Origin of the sequence: Streptomyces aurantiacus JA 4570 (assembly GCF_000414115.1) — a bacterium.
In the GTDB taxonomy this organism is placed as follows: domain Bacteria; phylum Actinomycetota; class Actinomycetes; order Streptomycetales; family Streptomycetaceae; genus Streptomyces; species Streptomyces aurantiacus_A.
In genome coordinates this window covers 21,830-40,754 of record NZ_AOPZ01000519.1, presented here as the reverse complement: position 1 = coordinate 40,754, position 18,925 = coordinate 21,830, and the positions used below count along the sequence as shown (strand labels likewise).

Genomic DNA, 18,925 nt, shown 5'->3' with positions numbered 1-18,925 from the left:
GGGCGGGGCCTCGGGTACGCCGGTCCGGATGACACAGCCGCGGCCTTCCGCGGGGCGGCGCGCAAGGCGCTTGGCGGGCAGTTGAAGGGCAATTGTCAGACCCGTGCGCAAGAGTGGGAGTTGCACCTTCGACCCATGGGACCCGCGCGTTAAGGAGCCAACCGACATGACCGGCACGACGTACCCCGAACTGGCCGCGGCACAGGCTTGCTTGCGGCTGCTGCACACCGCGCGCGCCGCCCTGGACGGACCCGTGACGGCGCAGACCGCGGCCCTGCTCGCCGTGCCGATCGCGGACGCCGACGAGGCGCTGCGGCGCGCGGGCCTCGCGGGCAACGAGGCCGAGCTGCTGAACAGGATCTACGACCTCGCGCCGCACGGCCCGACGCCCCTGTCCGCCGACGCGGCACATCCCCCTGCCGACACCTCCGCGCATCCTCCCGCCGACACCCGGGCGCTCCCTCCCGCCGACGCGCCCGCGCCCCCGCCCGCCGACACCGCCGGGCCGACGTCCGCCCCGGCCCCGCGCCGCGAAGGGAGCCTGCGGTGAGCGACAAGGCGCAGCAGACGGCGGGGAGCAACGAGGCGTACGGCAAGAAGCCGTTCAAGCGCTCGCGCAGCCACTTCGCCGACCGCATCACGGCCGACGGCCGGGACGGCTGGCCGGTGGAGGCCGGGCGCTATCGCCTGGTGGTGAGCCGCGCCTGCCCCTGGGCGAGCCGCGCGCTCGTCTCCCGCCGCCTGCTCGGCCTGGAGGACGCGCTCTCGCTGGCGGTCGCCGACCCGATCCAGGACGACCGCAGCTGGCGCTTCACCCTCGACAAGGACGGCCGCGACCCGGTCCTCGGCATCCGCTATCTCAGCGAGGCGTACGACGCGCGGGAGACGGGCTATCCGGGCGGCGTGAGCGTCCCGGCGATCGTGGACGTCCCCAGCGGCCAGCTGGTCACCAACGACTACCAGCAGCTGACGCTGGACCTGGCGACGGAGTGGACGGCCCTGCACCGCCCCGGCGCCCCGGACCTGTATCCCGAGCCGCTGCGCGAGGAGATCGACGCGGTGATGGACGGCATCTACCGCGACGTCAACAACGGCGTGTACAGAGCGGGTTTCGCCTCCTCCCAGAGCGAGTACGAGGACGCGTGCAGGGATGTGTTCCGGCGTCTGGAGGAGACCTCACGGCGGCTCGCGGACCGCCGCTATCTGGTCGGCGACAGCATCACGGAAGCGGACATCCGGCTCTTCACGACGCTGGTGCGCTTCGACGCCGTGTACCACGGCCACTTCAAGTGCAACCGCTGGAAGCTCGCCGAGGACCCGGTGCTGTGGGCGTACGCCAGGGATCTGTACCAGACCCCGGGCTTCGGCGACACGGTCGACTTCGACCACATCAAGCGGCACTACTACCAGGTGCACACCGGCATCAATCCCACCGCCGTCGTCCCCCTCGGACCGGACCTCGCGGGCTGGCTGACGCCGCATCACCGGCAGGACCTCGGCGGGAGCCCGTTCGGGGCGGGGACGGCGCCGGGGCCGGTGCCGGAGGCGGAGGAGGTGCCGCCGGAGGGGCGGCCGTGACGGGGCGTCGGGCCGCAGGCGGGGGTTCAAAGGCAGGCTCTCAGTCAAGGCCGAGCCGCTCCACGGCCTTGAGGAACTCCCCCGCGCCGTCCTCCGCCGCCATGGCGCGGGAGACGGCCGCGGCGGCGGTCGCGCACGTCGTCTCGTGGACCGCGCGGGTGAGTGCCTCGGCCAGGCGTTCCGCCGTGAGCGTCCGGAACGGAACGGGAGCGGGGGCGGCGCCGAGCGCGGTCAGACGGGCGGCCCAGAAGGGCTGGTCGGCGGTGACGGGGACGGGGACGGCCGGAACGCCCGCCCGCAGTCCCGCCGCCGCGGTGCCCGCCCCCGCGTGGTGCACCACGGCCGCCATCCGCGGGAAGAGCAGGGCGTGCGGGAGTTCGCCGACGGTGAGGATCCCGTCGCCGGCCGCCGCCAGGCCGGCCCGGCCGGACTGCAGCACGCCACGCAGCCCGGCGCGGCGCAGCGCCGCCACGGCGAGTTCGCCGAGGCGCTCGCCCTCGCCCGCCGCCATGCTCCCGAAGCCGATGAAGACCGGCGGCGGACCGGAGCCGAGGAAGTCCTCGACGTCGGGCGGAAGTCGCGCCGCCGGGTCGTGGTGCGGCCACCAGTTGCCGACGACGTCGAGTCCGGCGCGCCAGTCGGCCGGACGCCGCACGACGGCCGGGCTGAAGCCGTGCAGCACCGGCCATGCCCCGCCTTCCCGGCGGGCGCGGACGGCGGCCGGCGCGGCCGCGGGCAGGCCGAGGCGGGACCGCAGATCCCTGACCGCGTCGGCGTAGACACGGTCGACCATCCGCAGGGAGAAGCGCCCCATGGCGCGGTTGCCCCAGCCGCCCAGGGAACGCGCGCCGCTCACCACGGGTGCGAACTCCCGCGTCGGATGGACCGGCTGGAGGTAAGCGCCGATCGTCGGTACGTCGAGGGCCTCCGCGAGCTGCCAGCCGAGCGGGGCGGTGGTCGTGGACAGGACGAGCAGGTCGTCGCCCTCCTCGAAGGCGTCCGCGAGTCCGGCCCCCAAGTCTCGTACGAAGGCGCTCGCCGTCCGCATCAGTGCGCGCCGTCCCGCCCCGGGGCCCGGAGCTCCCGCGTCGGCGGGCAGCGGGCGGACCCGCAGGCCCGCGTCCCGCACGAGCGGCGCGAAGCCGTCGTGGGTGGCGATGGCGACATCGTGGCCCGCCATGCGCAACCGGGTGCCCAGACCGGTGTACGGGGCGATGTCGCCGTACGAACCGGCGGCGGCGATCAGGATCCTCACCGTCCGTCACCTCCACGCGCGCCGCCCGCAGGCCCGCCCCCGCCACCACTCTCAACCTCAGGTTTAGCTTCAGCCTCACGTCGGCCGTGAGCGTCGCCGCGCACATCGGCGGAAACGGCATTGGCACGGACCGCCTCCCGCAGATAGGTGGCGAGCCCCGGACGCTGCTGCGAGGGCGGTATCACGAGCGCGAACGCCCGGGCGTCGGTGACGAAGTCGTCGGCGATGCGCAGGTGCATGTCGGGCGGGCAGTCGGTGAACCAGCGGCTGATGTGCTGCCGGTGCTGCTCGGCGAGCTCCCGGACGCGCGGGCCGTCGGCGGGCTCGCGGTCGTCGAAGGCCGCGACGACCCGTTCGCGCCAGGCCGCGGCCTCGCCCATGATGCGGGCCCAGTCCTCCATGGAGTGCGCGGCCGCGCGGGCCATGGCCTCCTTGTACCCGGTGCTGCCCTGCCACTTGAGCTCGGCCTCGGTCGCGTAGCTCAGGTCGAAGGTGATCTCACCGAAGACCTCGAACCGTTCGCGCGGGTTCAGCCGGGCGCCCGTCTGCTGCACCTCCATGGCGCGCTCGGCCACCTCGACGAGTCGTTCCAGCTTGCCGATCTGCTCGCGCAGCGCCCGGCGCCGGGCCCGGAGCTGATCGAGGGCGTTGGCCCCCGGATCGGTCAGGATCTCGGCGATCTCGTCGAGCGTGAAGCCGAGTTCGCGGTAGAAGAGGATCTTCTGGAGCCGGGCCAGGTCGGGGTCGCCGTACAGGCGGTAGCCGCCGGGGCTGCGCTCGCTGGGTGTGAGCAGTCCGGTCCGGTCGTAGTGGTGCAGCGTACGGATCGTGATCCCGGCGAAGCCGGCGACCTGCCCGACGGTGTAGCTCATGATCGTCACCCTTTCGTCGCCGTACAGCGTGCAGCCTGACGTGACGTGAGGGTCAACCGGCAGCGGCGGGCGGTGCCGGACGCCGGTGCCGTGTTCAGCGCGGTAACAGCGACGCGGGGGTGCGGCCGACGAGAGTGCGCGCGGTGCGGGTGAGATGGGCCTGGTCGCTGAAACCCGCGGCGACGGCCGCGTCCGCGACGGCTCCGCCGCCGTCCACCAGCGCGCCCACCGCCGTACGCAACCGCAGCCATCGGCGCATCACGCCGAGCGGAACCCCGACCTCCGTCCGGAAGAGCGCCCGCAGCCGCGCCGGGGAGAGCCCGACCTCGGCGGCGACCCCGTCGAGCCGCGCCGCCCCGGCGCTGCTCCGCACGGCGTGCAGGACGCGCGGGTCGACGGGGGCGGGCGGCCCGGCGAGGGCGGCGAGTTCGTGGCGGAGCGCGTCGGAGTCCACGTTCGGCGGGTGAGCGTGGGCGCTCGCGCACCGCGCCCGCCCCTCGTCCTCGGCGCACGGCCCGAACCGCTCGATCGCGCACTCCCCCAGCGCTCCCACCAGCCGCCGCACGCCCCGCGCGTCCAGCCACGTCGGTCCCGACCGGTCGGCCCGCAGGCGCCACGGATCCAGGAAGACCGCGACGAAACCGTCCGAGGTGGCGCAGGTGTGGTCGTACTGCGGCGGCACCAGCACTCCCGCGCCGACGGTCCCGTCCACGCGCACGCTCCCGCGCAGCGGCAGCACGGCCTTCCACGCCGGATGACGGTGCCGGGTCACCTCGTACGCACGCGACTCCCCGAAGACGGTGACCTCGTCCGCGACCGCGAGCAGCGGGCCGTGTGGCGCGGCCGCGCGATCGTTCTGTTCAAGACGGCGCCGGGGCCGCGCCCCGATCATCGGCGCATGTCCACACCCGCGGCCTTCGCCCTCGCCCTGTTCCTCGCCACGACCGCCCTCGCGCACTTCGCGTTCCCCGCCTACTTCCGTTCCCTGGTCCCCGTGTGGCTCCCGCATCCCGCCATCTTCGTCATCGGCAGCGCGCTGGCGGAACTCGGCACCGCCGCGCTGGTCGCCGCGCCGGACACGCGTGTGGCGGGCGCGTGGACGGCTGCCGGGCTCCTCACCGTGTTCCAGGTCTCGCACGTCGACGCCGCCTGTCGTACGCGTACGCGGTCCGGAGTGCTCAACAGCCCGTGGGGGGTCGCGGCGCGGCTGGTGGTGAACGCGGGCTACGTCGCGTGGGCGACGGCGGTGGCGCTCACCGCGTAAGGAGCACTTTTTGTTAATGGGATCCATTTTCATATAGCCTCTGGCCGTCCCTACCCGGCGCCCCGACCCGCACCCCTCACCTCTGGAGGACCCCATGGCCGTACCCAAGCGGAAGATGTCCCGCAGCAACACGCGTCACCGCCGCGCCCAGTGGAAGGGCAGCACGTCGCAGCTCGTGCCCGTGACGGTCGACGGCGTCACGCACCTCGTACCGCAGCGGCTCGTGAAGGCGTACGAGCGCGGTCTGATCCGGCCGGGGAGCTGAGCGACTCCATGACGTCCGACGACGGCCGGCTGCCGGTGACGGTCCTGTCCGGCTTTCTCGGCGCGGGCAAGACCACGCTGCTCAACCATGTCCTGGGCAATCGCGACGGCCTGCGCGTCGCGGTGATCGTGAACGACATGAGCGAGATCAACATCGACGCCGCGCTGGTGCGCGGCGGCGAGGCGGCGCTCTCGCGCACCGAGGAGCGCCTGGTCGAGATGACCAACGGCTGCATCTGCTGCACACTCCGCGACGACCTCCTCGAAGAGGTCGACCGGCTGGCCCGCGAGGGCCGCTTCGACCATCTGCTCATCGAGTCCAGCGGCATCTCCGAGCCGATGCCGGTCGCCGCGACGTTCGCCTTCCCGCGCGACGACGGGGCGACGCTCGGGGACCTCGCCCGCCTCGACACGATGGTCACCGTCGTGGACGCGGCGAACTTCCTGCCGGAGCTGACCGGCGGCGACGGCCTCGTCGAGCGTGGGCTCGATCAGTACGAGGACGACGAGCGCACCGTGAGCGACCTGCTGATGGACCAGATCGAGTTCGCCGACGTCATCGTCCTGAACAAGCTCGACCTCGTGGCCGCCGAGGACGCCGGCCAGCTCAGGGCCACGCTCGCGCGCCTCAATCCGGCCGCCCGCGTCGTCACCGCGACACACGGGCAGGTGGATCTTCGCCACGTCCTCGGCACGGGCCTGTTCGACCTGGAGCGCGCGCAGCTCGCGCCGGGCTGGGTGCGGGAGCTGAACGGCGACCATGTGCCGGAGACCGAGGAGTACGGGATCTCCAGCACCGTCTTCCGGGCCGAACTCCCCTTCCACCCCGAGCGGTTGTGGTCGTTCGTCACCAAGGGCATGGACAGCGGCACCTATGGCCAGGTGCTGCGGTCCAAGGGGTTCTTCCGGCTCGCGAGCCGCCCGTACGTGACCGGGCTCTGGTCGCAGGCCGGATCGGTCGCGCGGTTCGAGCCGACGGCCGCGCACCACGCGGACGACGACTCGGTGTCCGCCCAGGAGCTGGTCTTCATCGGCACCGGGCTGCGGACGGCGGCGCTGCGGTCGGCGCTGGCCGCGTGCCTGATGGCCGAGGGCGAGGAACTGCCCGCGGCGGACCCGTTCCCCGCCTGGGACACGGCTGCCTGAGACCGGCCGGGCAGCGGCACCTCACCCCCGAGTCCCGCGGCACGCGGCCGCGGGTGGCGGATCTCCGCCGGTACGAGGCCGGGGGTACGGCAGCATCTCCTGTCATGGACTATCAGCGAGCCCGCGACCTCACCGCCGAACGCCGGGCGGTGAGACTGCCGGTCAAGAACTATCTGCCTCCCCTGCTCACCGCCCTGGACCGACCGGACCGAGGGCTGCGGGGCATTCTGGTCACCGGCACCAACGGCAAGGGCTCCACCTGCGCGTTCGCGGTCTCGGGCCTGGCCGCGCTCGGGCTGCGCGTCGGCAGCATGCCGGGCCCCGCGCTCCAGGAGGCCGTGGAGCGCATCCGCGTGAACAACGTCCCCGCCTCGCGCGCCGCGTACGCCGCCGCCTACGCCGAGGTCGACGCCGCGGCCCGGCGGCTGAGCGATCCGCTCGACGCGCCGGCGTTCCGTGCCGCCGCGGCGGCGGTGCACTACCGCAGCGTCGGCGTCGACCTGGCGGTGCTGGAGGCCAGCGCCGGCGGGCGGGACACCGCCGTGAACTCCTTCGACCTCGGGGTGAAGGTCATCACGAATGTGGCCCTCGACCACACCGACCTCCTCGGCGACTCGTACGCGGAGATCGCCTGGGCCAAGGCCGGAGTGGTCCGGGACGGCGACCATGTGATCCTCGGCGAGTTGCCGCCCGAGGCGGCGCGCATGGTGCGGCGGGTGCTCGCCGAGCGCGACGGGCTGACGGTGTGGCGCCTCGGTGAGGAGATCCGGGTCACCGAGGCGCCCGCCGCCGCGCACGAGGGGCCGGTGGAGGTCGCCACCCCGCTCGGAATCCACCACGACCTGCCCTGCCCGCTGCGCGGAGCCCATCAGCAGCGCAATCTCGCACTCGCCGTCGCCGGGATCGACGCGCTGCGCGAACGCGGCCTGGTCCCCGACTTCTCCGAGGAGCGGCTGCGGGCCGGGCTGGCGGCCACCACGTGGCCGGGCCGCCTCGAACTGGTGCGGCCTGCCCGGCTGGACGACTGGACCGGGTCGGTCCTCATGGACGGGGCGCACAACCCGCACAGCGTCGCCGCCGTGCTCCCGGACATCGTCCGGATGACGGCTGCGGGGCCGCCCCCCACGCTCGTGTTCGCGGTGGAAGGCACCAAGGCGGCCGACGAGATGCTGGCCGAACTTCCCCCGGAATGGCCCCTGTTGCTGACGCGCACCGCATCCCCGAAGGCCGCCGACCCGGACCACCTCGCCCGCCTCGTCGCCGGCCGCCCGCACGTCCACCGCGCCCCGGACACGCATACGGCCCTGCGGCAGGCGGCCCGCCTCACCGGCCCCGGCGGCCAGATCGTGGTCATCGGCTCGCTGGCGCTCGTGGGCGAGACCCGCACCCTGCTGGGCCTCCCGCCGGGCTGACGCCGGTCCCTGCCGGGCTGACACCGGGCTGACACCGGGCCAAAGGGCCTACGGCACGCGCGCGGTCCACTCCGAGGTCGTGAACTTCGTCCGCGCCAACTCCTGCGCCCGCGTCATCTCCTCCTCGGTGACCTTGCCGGGTGTCAGCCCATGGCGGGTGCGGAAGGAGTCGATCATCCGGTCGATAACCGCCTCGCGCGGCAGCCCCGTCTGCCGGCGCAAGGGGTCGACGCGCTTCTTCGCGCTCTTGGTGCCCTTGTCGGAGAGCTTCTCGCGGCCGATGCGCAGGACTTCGAGCATCTTGTCCGCGTCGATGTCGTACGCCATGGTCACGTGGTGCAGCACGGCCCCGCTGCCGGGCTCCGTGCCGAGCATGCGCTTCTGCGCGGCGCCCGCGATCTTCCCGGCCTCGGTGGCGATGTCGTTGAGGGGCTGGTACCAGGCGTTGACGCCCATGTCACCCAGGGCGCCGAGCACCCAGTCGTCCAGATAGGCGTAGCTGTCCGCGAACGACAGGCCCTGGACCAGGGCGTCGGGGACGGACAGGGAGTACGTGATCGTGTTGCCGGGTTCGATGAACATGGCGCCGCCGCCGCTGATCCGGCGTACGACCTCGATGCCGTGGCGGGCGGCGCCCTCCGGGTCGATCTCGTTGCGCAGCGACTGGAAGCTGCCGATGACGACGGCCGGCGCGCCCCACTCCCACACGCGCAGCGTCGGCGGGCGGCGCCCCGCGCCGACCTCCGTCGTGATCACCTCGTCGAGAGCCATGTGCAGGGCCGGTTCCTGCGGGCCTTCGTGGACCAACTGCCAGTCGTAGTCGGTCCAGTCCGTGGCGTGCGCGAGGGCGCGGCGCACCGCGATCCCCACGCCCTCGGAGGTCAGGCCGTACATGGCCGTGCCCTCGGGGAGCGCCGCGTCGATGCGGGCGCCCAGGCCCGCGGCGTCGGTGTCGGCGGGCGCGCCCTCCAAGGCGCCGCTCAGGGCAAGGAACGCCTCGTCGGGCTCCAGGAAGAAATCGCCCGCGACGCGTACGTGCCGCAGGGCGCCGTCCTCCACGTCGAGGTCCACGACGACCAGCTTGCCGCCAGGGATCTTGTACTCGCCGTGCACCTGTTCCTCCATGTTCCCGCGCCTGTTCCAGGACGAGGCTACGGGAGAGAACGCCCGCTCAGCAGCCGCAACAGCCGCGCGCACCCCTCCGCCTCGTCCGTGTCGCGGCCGAGCGCGTGGTGCTGTCCCCGTTCGTACGTCCCGGTCTCCCACGCCCCGTCCCGGTCCTTGCGCAGATATGCGAAGTCCGGGGGCGTGGGTGCCGGTTCGTGGACGCCCTCGATCCAGTAGTAGCCGTCGGGCACGCCCGCGGCGCGCAGGGCGGCCCGCAGTTCGTGGACGTCCACCGTCGTCCCGTCCCGCCGCTAGCCGGCGGCCGGCTCGAGGTAGCCGTGGTCCAGGAGCCACTTCACGTTCAGGCGCTGCCCCTCGCCGGGGTCGAGGAACACGGGGTCGAGCTTGATCTGCTCGCCGCCGCCGGGCTGTTCGAACCAGGGGGCGATGCCGCCCTGCCAGACGTGGAACGGCTTGGCGACCTTGTAGACGCGATAGTCGCAGGCGTACACGGCGTCGCGGGTGTTGAGGTTCTGCGGCGGCAGCGCGCGCTCCGCGTAGGAGTCCCCGGCGGGCGCGAGGAACGATCCGTACTCGGAGCCGAAGCGGTCGAGCACCTCGCCCTCCTCCAGCTCCTCCGGGTGCTTGTCGACCTGGCCGTTGACCGTCTCGAAGCCGTCGTTGGGCGGGTACTTCCAGCTTCCCGTGTCCGCCGGGCCCTCCCAGTACTTCTTGAGGAAGGCGGCGGGCGTGAGCTTGCCCGTGCGCTTCCAGTTCTTCAGGAGCGGGCCGACGGGCTTCTGCCACTTGCGGGGCAGCCACTTGGGGCCGAGACGGGCGTCGTCCTGGAAGGTGCCGGTGCAGGGCTCGGGCTTCAGCGACGGCGCCGAGGACCGCGCCGACGCCGCGGCGCCCGGGGCGGCCGGCGTCGCGCTCGCGGTGGGCGCCGCGGCGACGGCCGTCACCACCGTGGCCGTCACCCCCATCGCGGCCAGGGTCGTACGGATCCGGCTCACACGGCTGTGGTCCACTCGGCGACTCCTCGGGTCTGCGCTCGCGTGTGCGCGGGCATGAAAATTCACTCGCACACGCTAGCGAATCAGTGGCACTCGGTCGTCAACTTCCCTGGTTGCGTGCCCCTGTTGAGGAGGATGTGGCCGGAACGCATCGGGGGCGGGTGCGTGCCGCGTACGAGCGGGCGGCGATGAGCAGCCCCCAGCCGAGCCCGCCGAAGGCCAGGCCCCCGAACGCCACCATCCAGGCGAGCCCGGTGCCGCTGGTGAACACGCCGTCCGGATCGGGCTTCGGCAGCACACCGGCGGCCATGAGCAGGGATCCGGCGGTGAGCAGCGTCCCGTACAGAGCGAGGCTGAATCCGGTCAGCCAGGCCGGGATCAGCGGCAGCAGGCGGGGCACGCGGCGGCCGGCCAGCGGCAGGGTCCAGCGCGGGAACACCTGGCCCCAGCGGTGCAGGAGGCCGAGGAGCAGGAAGATGCCGAGGAGCGCGCCGAGGACCGTCACGTCGATGCCCACCGTCGCGAGCGTCCTCGCCGCGCCGGACGCCTCCGATTCGACCTCGTCCTGCCATGCCTCTCCGCTCACGCTGATCGCGTCGCCGCCGAACAGCCAGACGGTCTTCACGACGGACCAGGGCAGCAGTCCGCACATCAGCAGGTACGCCGCCAGGCGCGTCGGGCGCGGCGCGGTGGTCGCGGGCGGGTGGGCGAGCGGCCCGTCGCCGGCGCCCGGGTGCTCCTGTCCGCAGCGGGGACAACTGCCGCGCAGGCGACGGCGGTACGAGACGGCGACCAGGGTGAGCAGGGCCGAACCGGCCGTGACCAGCAGAAGGTTCGCCAGGCTCGTGGCGCTCTCCACGCCCGCCCCGGACGCCAGGGTCACGAAGTGCATCGGCAGGCCGATCGTGCCCCAGCCGAGTGCCGGGATCAGCACGGCCAGCGCCCCGGCCGTCGCGCGCCGGCCGCGCGGGCCGAGTGTCCTGGTGGTGGCCAGGCAGGCGCCTGCGGCGGCGAGGGCGAGGGCGGCCAGGAGGAGTTGCAGGGCCGCCGGGCTGTGCCGGTTCCCGGCCAGCGGTACGCCGGTGGCGGTCGCAGCCCACAGTGTCTGCACGACCGCGTACGCGACGCCCCAGGCCGCGGCGGCCCGTGGCGCCCAGGCGGGCCAGCGGCGCCACCACGGCGCGGGGTGCGCGACGGTTGGTGAGGGGCGTGGGGGCGGCGCCTGTTCGTGGGCGGGCTCGTGGGTGGGCGGCGGCGCCTGTTCGTGTGCGTCGGCGGTGCGGGCGGGGTGCGCCACGGTGTCCTCCGGGATGCGGCTCGGCGGGGAATTCCCAGGCCACGCGTGGGGCCTGGGCTCCGACCCTCCCCGCCGCGCCCGGCCTCGCGCATCGCTCCCGTGGACCAACCGCCTCCCCCGTACGGCGGACCGATCACGTTGCACATCATGCAACTCAAGTTGCGCCTCTTGCCCGTTGAGGTGTTCGGGGACCACTGTGTCTGCCACGTCTGCCACATCCGACACCACCGGCCCCCCACTCCGAGGTGCAGTCATGGACAGAAGGCGGTTCATCGGTTCGACGCTCGCCGCGGCGACCGCGGTCGCCTGCGGCGCGGTCACCTCCGGCGCCGCGGCCGCGCCCGGTTCGCGGGCGCCTGCGCGACGGCCCTTGTTCCTCGGTACGTACACCTCGCAGCCGGGCGGCGGCACGGGCATCGGGCTGGCCACGTACGACGAGAAGACGGGCGGCGTCACCGGCGTCGGCACGCTCGGCGGCGTGCCGGACCCGTCGTATCTGGCGGCGCATCCCTCGGGGCGGACGCTGTACGCCGTCAACGAGCGGGAGCAGGGCGGCGTGACCGCGATCGCGCTCTCCGCCGACGGCGCCCACCGGGTGCTCGGCACCCGTTCCACCGGCGGGGCGGGGCCCTGCCATCTCTCCGTGCACCCCGGCGGCGGCTGGCTGCTGAGCGCCAACTACACCTCCGGCAGCGTGGCCGTGCACCCCATCGAGGCGTCCGGCGCGCTCGGCGAGCGGACCCATCTCGTCACGCACTCCACCCCGCCGCCCGGCCCCGGCCAGCAGGGCCCGCACGCCCACCAGGTCGTCACCGCCCCGGACGGCCGGCACGTCCTCGCCGTCGACCTGGGCACCGACACCGTGTACACCTACCGGCTCGACACGACGGCCGGGAGGCTCAGCCGCGTCTCGTACGCGACGATGCGGCCGGGCGCCGGGCCGCGCCACCTCACCTTCCACCCCTCCGGGCGGTTCGCGTACGTCGCCGACGAGCTCGACAACACCGTCGTGGTCTGCGGTTACGACGCCGTGAGCGGCCGCCTCACACCCGGCGAACCCCAGCCCACGGGAACGAAGCCGGGTGTCACGAGCCACCCGGCGCAGCTCGCGGTGACCGGCGACGGACGCTTCGCCTTCCTCGCCAACCGCGGCGACGACACCCTCACCCGGTACGCCGTGGAGCGGGGCGGCGCGAGCCTGCGGCTGCTCGACACCGTGCCGGTGGGCGGCGGCTTCCCCCGCCACCTCGCCCTGTCCCCCTCGGGGCGGCTGCTGTTCACCGCCAACCAGCGGACGGGATCGGTGAGCGTCTTCCGCGTGGACGCGGCCACCGGCGAACTCGCCCTCGCGGGCAGGCCGTTCGCGGCACCGATCGCGGTGTGCGCGCTGCCGCTGTAACCGTCAGCGGCTCCGGTGGGTGTTGAGGCGGGCCGCCTGGCGGGTCAGGTGGTCGCGCTCGGCGAGGTTGGGTGCCTTGTGGGCCGCCTCGGTGTACAGCCGTGCCGCCGTGGCCAGGTCGCCGTCGCGTTCGTGGAGGTGGGCCGCCACCGCGGTGTACCGGGGCAGCGAGTCGTCCAGCGCGGCGAGCGCCGCCAGGCCCGCGCGCGGTCCGTCGGCCTCACCGACGGCCACCGCGCGGTTGAGGCGGACGACCGGGTTGTCGGTCAGGCGCGTGAGCTCGTCGTACCACTCGACGATCTGCACCCAGTCGGTCTCCTCGGCGGTGGGCGCGTCGGCGTGGAGGGCCGCGACGGCGGCCTGGGCCTGGAACTCGCCGAGCCGGTCGCGGGCGAGGGCCGCCTGCAGGATCCGCACGCCCTCGGCGATCAACCCGGTGTCCCACCGGGCCCGGTCCTGCTCGGCGAGCGGCACCAGACCGCCGTCCGGCGCGGTCCGGGCGGCGCGGCGGGCATGGTGGAGCAGCATGAGGGCGAGCAGCCCGGCCACCTCGGGGTGGTCGATCGCGGCCGCGAGCTGCCGGGTGAGCCGGATGGCCTCGGCGGCCAGGTCGACATCGCCGGAGTAGCCCTCGTTGAAGACCAGGTAGAGGACACGCAGCACGGTGGCGACATCGCCGGGCCTGTCGAACCGTACGTCGGACACGGTGCGCTTGGCGCGGCTGATGCGCTGCGCCATGGTCGCCTCGGGCACCAGGTACGCCTGGGCGATCTGGCGGGTGGTCAGCCCGCCCACGGCGCGCAGGGTGAGCGCGACCGCGGACGACGGCGTCAGCGAGGGGTGGGCGCACAGGAAGTACAGCTGGAGCGTGTCGTCCGCCCCGGGGGCGGGCCCGGGCGCCGGCTCCTCGTCGACGAGGTCCTCACGCCTGCGGCGGGCGGCGTCCGCCCGGGTCGCGTCGAGGAACTTGCGCCAGGCCACGGTGACCAGCCAGCCCTTCGCGTCGCGCGGAGGGCCGGCCGGCCAGACGCGGACCGCCTCGATGAGCGCCTCCTGCACGGCGTCCTCGGCCGCCGCGAAGTCGGCTCCGCGGCGGACGAGGATCCCGAGCACGCTCGGGGTGAGGCTCCGGAGCAGGGCCTCGTTCAGCTCGGAGGTCACTTGGGAGGTCACTCCGTGATGGTGGGCGGCGCGGTCAGGAACGGGCGCACCTCGAGCCACTCGTGGATCGGCTTCCCGCCCGCCCCGGGGGCGGCCGACAGCTCCCCGGCCAGTTCGACGGCGCGCTCGTGACTGTCGACGTCGATCACCATCCAGCCGGCGATCAGGTCCTTGGTCTCGGCGAACGGGCCGTCCGTGACCGGCGGGCGCCCCTCGCCGTCGTACCGCACCCACGTCCCCTCGGGGGCGAGGGCCTGGCCGTCGACGAACTCACCGGTCCCCTCGAGCCGGTCCGCGAAGTCCTGCATGTACTGCACGTGAGCCGAGATCTCCGCCTGCGTCCACTGGTCCATCGGTACGTCGTTCACCGCGGCCGGGGCGCCGCGGTAGTGCTTGAGCAGCAGGTACTTGGCCATCGTGGTCTCCTCGGTACTGGTGCGACCCATTGTGGTCGCGTTCACTGCGGGGACGGAGCCACTCACGGGTTCTCGACATCAGCGCCGGAAATTTTTTTCGCCGCCGCGTCACTGCGGCTTCGGCCGGCCGTCGATCTCGGCGATCAGCGAGACGACGCGGGAGCGGATCGCGTCCCGGATGGGCCGGACGGCCTCGACTCCCTGGCCCGCGGGGTCTTCCAGGGTCCAGTCGAGGTAGGTCTTGCCGGGGAAGACGGGGCAGGTGTCCCCGCAGCCCATGGTGATGACGTAGTCGGACGCCTGGACGGCCTCGGTGGTGAGGATCTTCGGCGTCTGGCCGGCGATGTCGATGCCGGCTTCCTTCATGGCTTCGACGGCGGCGGGGTTGACCTGGTCGGCGGGCAGGGAGCCGGCGGAGCGCACCTCGATGCGGTCGCCCGCGAGGTGGGTGAGGAATCCGGCGGCCATCTGTGAGCGTCCGGCGTTGTGCACGCAGACGAACAGCACGGACGCGGCGGGGGCGGAGGGCATGGGTTCTTCCTTCACGAATCAGGTCGACAGGTGGGGCCGGCACGGTGGTTCATGGCCCTGGCAGCGCGGCGAGCAGGTCGGTGATGCGGGCGTCGATGGTGTCGCGGATCTCGCGTACGACGGCGATCGGGGCGCCCTCGGGGTCGGGGAGGGGCCAGTCCAAGTAGCGGGGGCCGGGCACGAGGGGGCATGCGTCCCCGCAGCCCACGGTGACGACGATGTCGGCGGCCCGGACGACCTCGTCGGTCAGCGGCTGGGGGAAGGTGCCGCCTCCGGAGTCGACGCCGGCCTCGGTCAGCACCTGGGCTATGAAGGGCTCGACGGCGGCGGGCGCGTCGCCCGCGGAGGAGACGTGCACCAGGTCCGCGGCGCGGTGGGTGAGCAGGGCGGCGGCGATCTGGGAGCGTCCGGCGTTGCGGCCGCAGACGAACAGCACCCGGGGCCGCCTGCCGCCCGGCCGTTTGCGCAGGTGGTCCAGGGTGTCGAGACGCTCGGCCGTCCATCGCTCGGCCAGCACGACCAGATGCGTGGAGACCCGCGCGGTAGCGGCGAGCCGGGCATAGGAGTCGGCGATCAGCGCCTGGACGGCCTCGGCCGCGAAACGGCCGGTGTGCCGCGCGGCCAGGCGGGCGGCGCCGGCGGCGAGGCGGGTGCCGGGTGGAACGGGCGGTGTGGGCGCGGTCATGAGGACCCCTCCGGCGGGTTCCACGATGCAGCCTGTACTGGCGTCGGTCTCGAATGACCTGTACTGGCATCAGTCTCGAATGATGTGACAGTATCAGCCCATGCTGACGTCAGTCGACACTGAACTGATGCGCGTCCTCGCCGACCCGCTCAGGCTGCGCATCGTGACCTTGCTCGCCCACGAGACGCTGTGCACCACGCACCTGGTCGCGGAGACCGGCGCGAAGCAGACCAACCTCTCCAACCACATGAAGGTGCTGCGCGAGGCGGGCGTGGTGGACACCGAGCCGTGCGGCCGCTTCATCTACTACAAGCTCAAGCCCGAGGTCCTGGACACCCTGGCCGACTCCTTCGCGGGCCTGGCGAGCGCCGCCCGGGAGACCGCCGAGACCGGCCGGAAGCGGGCGTGCTGATGACCCGTACCGAAGAGGCGGCCACGAGCGCGCCCGCCCCCGCCGAGCACGGCGTCGTCGCCGGACTCTCCACGCTCGACCGCTACCTGGCGGTGTGGATCCTGGCCGCGATGGCCGTCGGCCTCGGCCTGGGCCGGCTGATCCCCGGCCTCGACGACGCGCTGGCCAAGGTCGAGCTCGGCGGGATCTCCCTGCCGATCGCGCTCGGCCTGCTGATCATGATGTATCCGGTCCTGGCCAAGGTCCGCTACGACAAGCTCGACGCCGTCACCGGAGACCGCAAGCTGATGGTCTCCTCGCTGGTCATCAACTGGCTGATCGGCCCGGCCGTGATGTTCGCCCTGGCATGGATCTTCCTGGCGGATCTGCCGGAGTACCGCACCGGACTGATCATCGTCGGCCTGGCCCGCTGCATCGCCATGGTCATCATCTGGAACGACCTGGCCTGCGGCGACCGCGAAGCCGCCGCCGTCCTGGTCGCGCTGAACTCGGTCTTCCAGGTCCTGGCGTTCGGCCTGCTCGGGTGGTTCTACCTCGACCTGCTGCCCGGCCGGCTGGGCCTGGGCGACGGCGAGCACCTGGACATCTCCATGGGGAAGATCGCCCTGAACGTCGTCATCTTCCTCGGCGTCCCCCTGCTGGCCGGGTTCCTCACCCGCCGGATCGGCGAGCAGAAGCTGGGCCGCGAGAGGTACGAGACCGACTTCCTTCCGAAGATCGGCCCGTGGGCCCTGTACGGGCTGCTGTTCACGATCGTCATCCTCTTCGCCCTGCAGGGCAAGACCATCACCTCGCAGCCGCTGGACGTCGTGCGCATCGCGCTGCCACTGCTCGTGTACTTCGCGGTCATGTGGTTCGGCACGTTCCTGCTGGGCAAGGCCATCGGCCTCGCGTACGACCGCACGGCCACCCTCGCCTTCACCGCGGCCGGGAACAACTTCGAGCTGGCCATCGCGGTCGCCATCGCCACCTTCGGCGTCACCTCCGGCCAGGCCCTCTCCGGCGTCGTCGGCCCGCTCATCGAAGTACCCGTCCTGGTCGCGCTCGTGTACGTCTCGCTGGCCTGGCGGCGGAAGTTCGCCTCCGCCGCCTAGCGGGTCGAGCGCCGGAGGCGGGCCGCCCCGGCCGACCGGGCGGCCCGCCCCGCTCGTTCAGGCGCGGGCGGTCAGCAGCTTGCCCATGGCGGCAAGCACGCTGGGGGCGACCCGGTAGTACACCCAGGTCCCGCGCCGCTCGGAGGTCAGCAGCCCGGCGTCCTTGAGCTTCTTCAGGTGGTGGGAGACGGTCGGCTGCGAGACGCCGACGTCGGAGATGTCGCACACGCACGCCTCCCCGCCCTCGTGCGAGGCGACCAGGGAGAACAGCCGCAGCCTCACGGGGTCGCCGAGCGCCTTGAACATCCGCGCGGCCCGCTCGGCCTCTTCCGCGTCCAGGGGCCTTTCGGTCAGCGGCGGGCAGCACGGCGCCACCGCCTCGTCCACCAGCGGCAGCACCGTCTCACTCGAATTCGACATATGTCTATGTTGACGCGCATCGAAACAAGGTGCAAGCTTGCGGCCGTGCGCGAGTGGGCGCACGTGCGCCTGTTCTCCACCTGGGCCGAGCGGTATCTGCAGCCGCTCGCCGACACCCTCGGCGAGAAGCAGGCCGCCGAGCGGATCTCCTACCGCGTCCCCGACCTCAAGTCCCCTGCCGCACGCGCTCGTTACGAACGCCTCCAGGCCCCCGTCGAACTGGAGCCGCTGATCGTCCCCAACGTCCATTCCTGCGGCACCGTTCACCCCCACGGCGTGAAGGAGCTGTCCCACCCGGAGAGGGACGTCTACCTGGTCGGCATGAAGTCCTACGGCCGCGCCCCCACCTTCCTCGCGATGACGGGCTACGAGCAGACCCGCTCCATCGCCGCCGCCCTGGCCGGAGACCGGGAAGCCGCTGAGCGCGTCGAGTTGATCCTGCCGGAGACCGGCGTGCGCGGGGGTGCCGGGCTGTTCGACGAGCTCTCCGCCGAGCAGCCCGGCGAGAGCGGCGGGTGCTGCGCGGCCCCGGCAGCCCCGGCCACGTGAACCGCCGTGACACCGCATTCCGGTCATCGGGCCGTGCGCGCACCGGTTGACGCCCAGCTGTCCCCGGCGAATTCCGGCGCGCCGGGCGCGAATTGACGCCGGACGGATGTGTCGGCTCCCTGTCCCGGCGGTCTGATCCTTCGGATGTTTGTGGGCCGCGCCTTGGCCGCGAAGGCCCGCCGCGTCGGAGGGCATGGGTCCGGTTGGTGTTTCCTTTTGCGGCGCAAGGGCGCCGTTCGCGCCTTTTGACGAGCTGTCCGGAAGAAGCGGGAAAGCTCCCGGAGTGCTGCGTTTAGGGTCTGCCCTACTCCGCACCACCCATCGCATCCTCATCGGCGCGGCAGGGCCCGCGCCCGGTGTGCCATGCCCGCAGACGGGAGAAGCAGTGATGGCAGGCGAATCGAGCACCGGAACCGGACCACAGCCCATCGGCCTGCCCGACGGCGCCATCGCCACGGTCGCCGGCACGGGCGCCGCCGGATACCTCTCCGACGGCGGCCCCGCGCCGCTGACCAAGCTGAACCTCCCCCTCGGCCTCGCCGTCGACAAGCAGGGCAACCTCTACATCGCCGACCGCCACAACCACCGGATCCGCAAGGTGACCCCCGACGGGACCATCACCACCGTCGCCGGCACCGGTCAGGCGGGGTACGTGTCCGACGGCGGACCCGCCGTCGCGACCAAGCTCAGCGACCCCGTCGACGTGGCCGTCGACGACGCCGGCACCCTCTACATAGCCGACGCCGGCAACCACCGGATCCGCAAGGTGACCGCCGCCGGCATCATCACCACCATCGCCGGCAACGGCGAAGCGGGATACATCTCCGACGGCGGACCCGCCGTCGCCACCCGGCTCCACCACCCCCACGGCATCGCAGTGGACCGTGAGGGAAACGTGTACTTCAGCGACTGGTCCACCCACCGGGTCCGCAAGGTGACCCGCACCGGCATCATCACCACCGTCGCGCCGTCGCGGGCAACGGCACCGCCGGCTACATCTCCGACGGCGGACCGGCCATCGCCACCCAGCTCCGGAACCCGTCCGGG

General features: G+C 73.0%; 21 protein-coding genes and 2 pseudogenes. 11 read left to right on the top strand and 12 right to left on the bottom strand.

The genetic code is table 11. The features are described from left to right. The first annotated feature begins 166 nt into the window (after positions 1 to 166). Positions 167 to 550 carry a hypothetical protein gene (locus STRAU_RS44855; RefSeq protein WP_016645492.1) on the top strand — a complete coding sequence of 128 codons (384 nt, stop codon included), beginning with the start codon at positions 167 to 169 and terminating at the stop codon, positions 548 to 550. Then, a complete protein-coding gene (locus tag STRAU_RS36900; RefSeq protein ID WP_016645491.1) occupies positions 547 to 1,578 on the top strand; it encodes a glutathione S-transferase family protein in 1,032 nt (343 codons plus the stop codon). Before STRAU_RS44855 ends, STRAU_RS36900 begins: the two co-directional genes overlap by 4 nt. A gap of 40 nt (positions 1,579 to 1,618) precedes the next feature. Here STRAU_RS36900 and STRAU_RS36895 read toward each other — a convergent pair whose 3' ends face one another. From STRAU_RS36895 to STRAU_RS41105, 3 genes are all read right to left on the bottom strand, one after another. Further along, positions 1,619 to 2,833, bottom strand: coding sequence for a glycosyltransferase (locus STRAU_RS36895; RefSeq protein ID WP_016645490.1), 1,215 nt, complete (start codon positions 2,831 to 2,833; stop codon positions 1,619 to 1,621). Next, positions 2,830 to 3,705, bottom strand: a complete 876-nt coding sequence (locus tag STRAU_RS36890) for a MerR family transcriptional regulator (protein ID WP_037664430.1) — start codon at positions 3,703 to 3,705, stop codon at positions 2,830 to 2,832. The genes STRAU_RS36895 and STRAU_RS36890 overlap by 4 nt, the downstream gene beginning before the upstream one ends. Positions 3,706 to 3,799: 94 nt before the next feature. Further along, on the bottom strand, positions 3,800 to 4,597 hold the full coding sequence (locus STRAU_RS41105; RefSeq protein WP_016645488.1) for a helix-turn-helix domain-containing protein: 798 nt from the start codon (positions 4,595 to 4,597) through the stop codon (positions 3,800 to 3,802). A gap of 6 nt (positions 4,598 to 4,603) precedes the next feature. Between STRAU_RS41105 and STRAU_RS41100 the strand changes: the two genes are divergently transcribed. From STRAU_RS41100 to STRAU_RS36865, 4 genes are all read left to right on the top strand, one after another. Further along, on the top strand, positions 4,604 to 4,969 hold the full coding sequence (locus STRAU_RS41100; RefSeq protein ID WP_016645487.1) for a DoxX family protein: 366 nt from the start codon (positions 4,604 to 4,606) through the stop codon (positions 4,967 to 4,969). Positions 4,970 to 5,063: 94 nt separating this feature from the next. Next, complete coding sequence (gene rpmF, locus STRAU_RS36875; RefSeq protein ID WP_016645485.1) at positions 5,064 to 5,234, top strand: 50S ribosomal protein L32; 171 nt, start codon at positions 5,064 to 5,066, stop codon at positions 5,232 to 5,234. Between the two features lie 8 nt (positions 5,235 to 5,242). Further along, entirely contained in the window at positions 5,243 to 6,379 is a 1,137-nt protein-coding gene (locus tag STRAU_RS36870; protein ID WP_016645486.1) for a GTP-binding protein, read from the top strand. Positions 6,380 to 6,483: 104 nt separating this feature from the next. Further along, positions 6,484 to 7,791, top strand: coding sequence for a bifunctional folylpolyglutamate synthase/dihydrofolate synthase (locus STRAU_RS36865; RefSeq protein ID WP_016645484.1), 1,308 nt, complete (start codon positions 6,484 to 6,486; stop codon positions 7,789 to 7,791). 48 nt (positions 7,792 to 7,839) lie between these two features. Here the strand turns inward: STRAU_RS36865 and STRAU_RS36860 are convergent, their stop codons facing one another. The 4 genes from STRAU_RS36860 to STRAU_RS36845 all read right to left on the bottom strand — a co-directional run bounded on the left by STRAU_RS36860 (position 7,840) and on the right by STRAU_RS36845 (position 11,211). After that, complete coding sequence (locus STRAU_RS36860; protein ID WP_037664422.1) at positions 7,840 to 8,904, bottom strand: lipoate-protein ligase LplAB; 1,065 nt, start codon at positions 8,902 to 8,904, stop codon at positions 7,840 to 7,842. Between the two features lie 38 nt (positions 8,905 to 8,942). Continuing rightward, positions 8,943 to 9,191 carry a hypothetical protein gene (locus STRAU_RS36855; RefSeq protein ID WP_016645482.1) on the bottom strand — a complete coding sequence of 83 codons (249 nt, stop codon included), beginning with the start codon at positions 9,189 to 9,191 and terminating at the stop codon, positions 8,943 to 8,945. 18 nt (positions 9,192 to 9,209) lie between these two features. Further along, complete coding sequence (locus STRAU_RS36850) at positions 9,210 to 9,914, bottom strand: TNT domain-containing protein (RefSeq protein WP_016645481.1); 705 nt, start codon at positions 9,912 to 9,914, stop codon at positions 9,210 to 9,212. A 100-nt stretch (positions 9,915 to 10,014) separates the two neighbouring features. Beyond that, entirely contained in the window at positions 10,015 to 11,211 is a 1,197-nt protein-coding gene (locus STRAU_RS36845; protein ID WP_016645479.1) for a hypothetical protein, read from the bottom strand. A gap of 253 nt (positions 11,212 to 11,464) precedes the next feature. On the opposite strand from STRAU_RS36845, the gene STRAU_RS36840 reads away from it, so the two are divergent. Continuing rightward, on the top strand, positions 11,465 to 12,610 hold the full coding sequence (locus STRAU_RS36840; RefSeq protein WP_016645480.1) for a lactonase family protein: 1,146 nt from the start codon (positions 11,465 to 11,467) through the stop codon (positions 12,608 to 12,610). Between the two features lie 3 nt (positions 12,611 to 12,613). Here the strand turns inward: STRAU_RS36840 and STRAU_RS36835 are convergent, their stop codons facing one another. The 4 genes from STRAU_RS36835 to STRAU_RS36820 all read right to left on the bottom strand — a co-directional run bounded on the left by STRAU_RS36835 (position 12,614) and on the right by STRAU_RS36820 (position 15,403). Continuing rightward, the gene (locus STRAU_RS36835) at positions 12,614 to 13,759 is read right to left on the bottom strand and encodes an RNA polymerase sigma factor (RefSeq protein ID WP_037664419.1); all 1,146 of its coding nucleotides are present in this window, start codon (positions 13,757 to 13,759) and stop codon (positions 12,614 to 12,616) included. Positions 13,760 to 13,779: 20 nt separating this feature from the next. Continuing rightward, positions 13,780 to 14,187, bottom strand: a complete 408-nt coding sequence (locus STRAU_RS36830) for a YciI family protein (protein ID WP_037664389.1) — start codon at positions 14,185 to 14,187, stop codon at positions 13,780 to 13,782. Positions 14,188 to 14,295: 108 nt separating this feature from the next. After that, on the bottom strand, positions 14,296 to 14,718 hold the full coding sequence (locus STRAU_RS36825; protein ID WP_037664387.1) for an arsenate reductase ArsC: 423 nt from the start codon (positions 14,716 to 14,718) through the stop codon (positions 14,296 to 14,298). A gap of 49 nt (positions 14,719 to 14,767) precedes the next feature. Next, the gene (locus STRAU_RS36820; protein ID WP_016645475.1) at positions 14,768 to 15,403 is read right to left on the bottom strand and encodes an arsenate reductase/protein-tyrosine-phosphatase family protein; all 636 of its coding nucleotides are present in this window, start codon (positions 15,401 to 15,403) and stop codon (positions 14,768 to 14,770) included. Positions 15,404 to 15,503: 100 nt separating this feature from the next. Between STRAU_RS36820 and STRAU_RS36815 the strand changes: the two genes are divergently transcribed. Both STRAU_RS36815 and arsB read left to right on the top strand, forming a co-directional pair. After that, a complete protein-coding gene (locus STRAU_RS36815) occupies positions 15,504 to 15,815 on the top strand; it encodes an ArsR/SmtB family transcription factor (RefSeq protein WP_037664385.1) in 312 nt (103 codons plus the stop codon). Next, positions 15,815 to 16,909: an ACR3 family arsenite efflux transporter gene (arsB, locus tag STRAU_RS36810; RefSeq protein ID WP_037664417.1), complete on the top strand. Its 1,095-nt coding sequence runs from the start codon at positions 15,815 to 15,817 to the stop codon at positions 16,907 to 16,909. The genes STRAU_RS36815 and arsB overlap by 1 nt, the downstream gene beginning before the upstream one ends. Positions 16,910 to 16,966: 57 nt before the next feature. Here the strand turns inward: arsB and STRAU_RS36805 are convergent, their stop codons facing one another. After that, positions 16,967 to 17,329 (bottom strand): ArsR/SmtB family transcription factor, encoded by a 363-nt coding sequence (locus STRAU_RS36805; RefSeq protein ID WP_016645471.1) that lies wholly within the window; start codon positions 17,327 to 17,329, stop codon positions 16,967 to 16,969. Between the two features lie 195 nt (positions 17,330 to 17,524). Between STRAU_RS36805 and STRAU_RS36800 the strand changes: the two are divergent. Beyond that, positions 17,525 to 17,878: pseudogene (locus STRAU_RS36800) on the top strand (flavoprotein); the annotation flags it as partial. Positions 17,879 to 18,071: 193 nt separating this feature from the next. Continuing rightward, a pseudogene (locus STRAU_RS36795) lies at positions 18,072 to 18,845 on the top strand (NHL domain-containing protein); the annotation flags it as partial. Between the last annotated feature and the right edge of the window lie 80 nt (positions 18,846 to 18,925).

Bases quoted from the DNA above. Each gene is read 5' to 3' on its own strand.
- STRAU_RS36865 (WP_016645484.1), top strand. From the start codon at position 6,484: ATGGACTATCAGCGAGCCCGCGACCTCACCGCCGAACGCCGGGCGGTG.
- rpmF (WP_016645485.1), top strand. From the start codon at position 5,064: ATGGCCGTACCCAAGCGGAAGATGTCCCGCAGCAACACGCGTCACCGC.
- arsB (WP_037664417.1), top strand. From the start codon at position 15,815: ATGACCCGTACCGAAGAGGCGGCCACGAGCGCGCCCGCCCCCGCCGAG.
- STRAU_RS44855 (WP_016645492.1), top strand. From the start codon at position 167: ATGACCGGCACGACGTACCCCGAACTGGCCGCGGCACAGGCTTGCTTG.
- STRAU_RS36820 (WP_016645475.1), bottom strand. From the start codon at position 15,403: ATGACCGCGCCCACACCGCCCGTTCCACCCGGCACCCGCCTCGCCGCC.
- STRAU_RS36805 (WP_016645471.1), bottom strand. From the start codon at position 17,329: ATGTCGAATTCGAGTGAGACGGTGCTGCCGCTGGTGGACGAGGCGGTG.
- STRAU_RS36870 (WP_016645486.1), top strand. From the start codon at position 5,243: ATGACGTCCGACGACGGCCGGCTGCCGGTGACGGTCCTGTCCGGCTTT.
- STRAU_RS36840 (WP_016645480.1), top strand. From the start codon at position 11,465: ATGGACAGAAGGCGGTTCATCGGTTCGACGCTCGCCGCGGCGACCGCG.
- STRAU_RS36830 (WP_037664389.1), bottom strand. From the start codon at position 14,187: ATGGCCAAGTACCTGCTGCTCAAGCACTACCGCGGCGCCCCGGCCGCG.
- STRAU_RS36815 (WP_037664385.1), top strand. From the start codon at position 15,504: ATGCTGACGTCAGTCGACACTGAACTGATGCGCGTCCTCGCCGACCCG.
- STRAU_RS41100 (WP_016645487.1), top strand. From the start codon at position 4,604: ATGTCCACACCCGCGGCCTTCGCCCTCGCCCTGTTCCTCGCCACGACC.
- STRAU_RS36890 (WP_037664430.1), bottom strand. From the start codon at position 3,705: ATGAGCTACACCGTCGGGCAGGTCGCCGGCTTCGCCGGGATCACGATC.
- STRAU_RS36825 (WP_037664387.1), bottom strand. From the start codon at position 14,718: ATGCCCTCCGCCCCCGCCGCGTCCGTGCTGTTCGTCTGCGTGCACAAC.
- STRAU_RS41105 (WP_016645488.1), bottom strand. From the start codon at position 4,597: ATGATCGGGGCGCGGCCCCGGCGCCGTCTTGAACAGAACGATCGCGCG.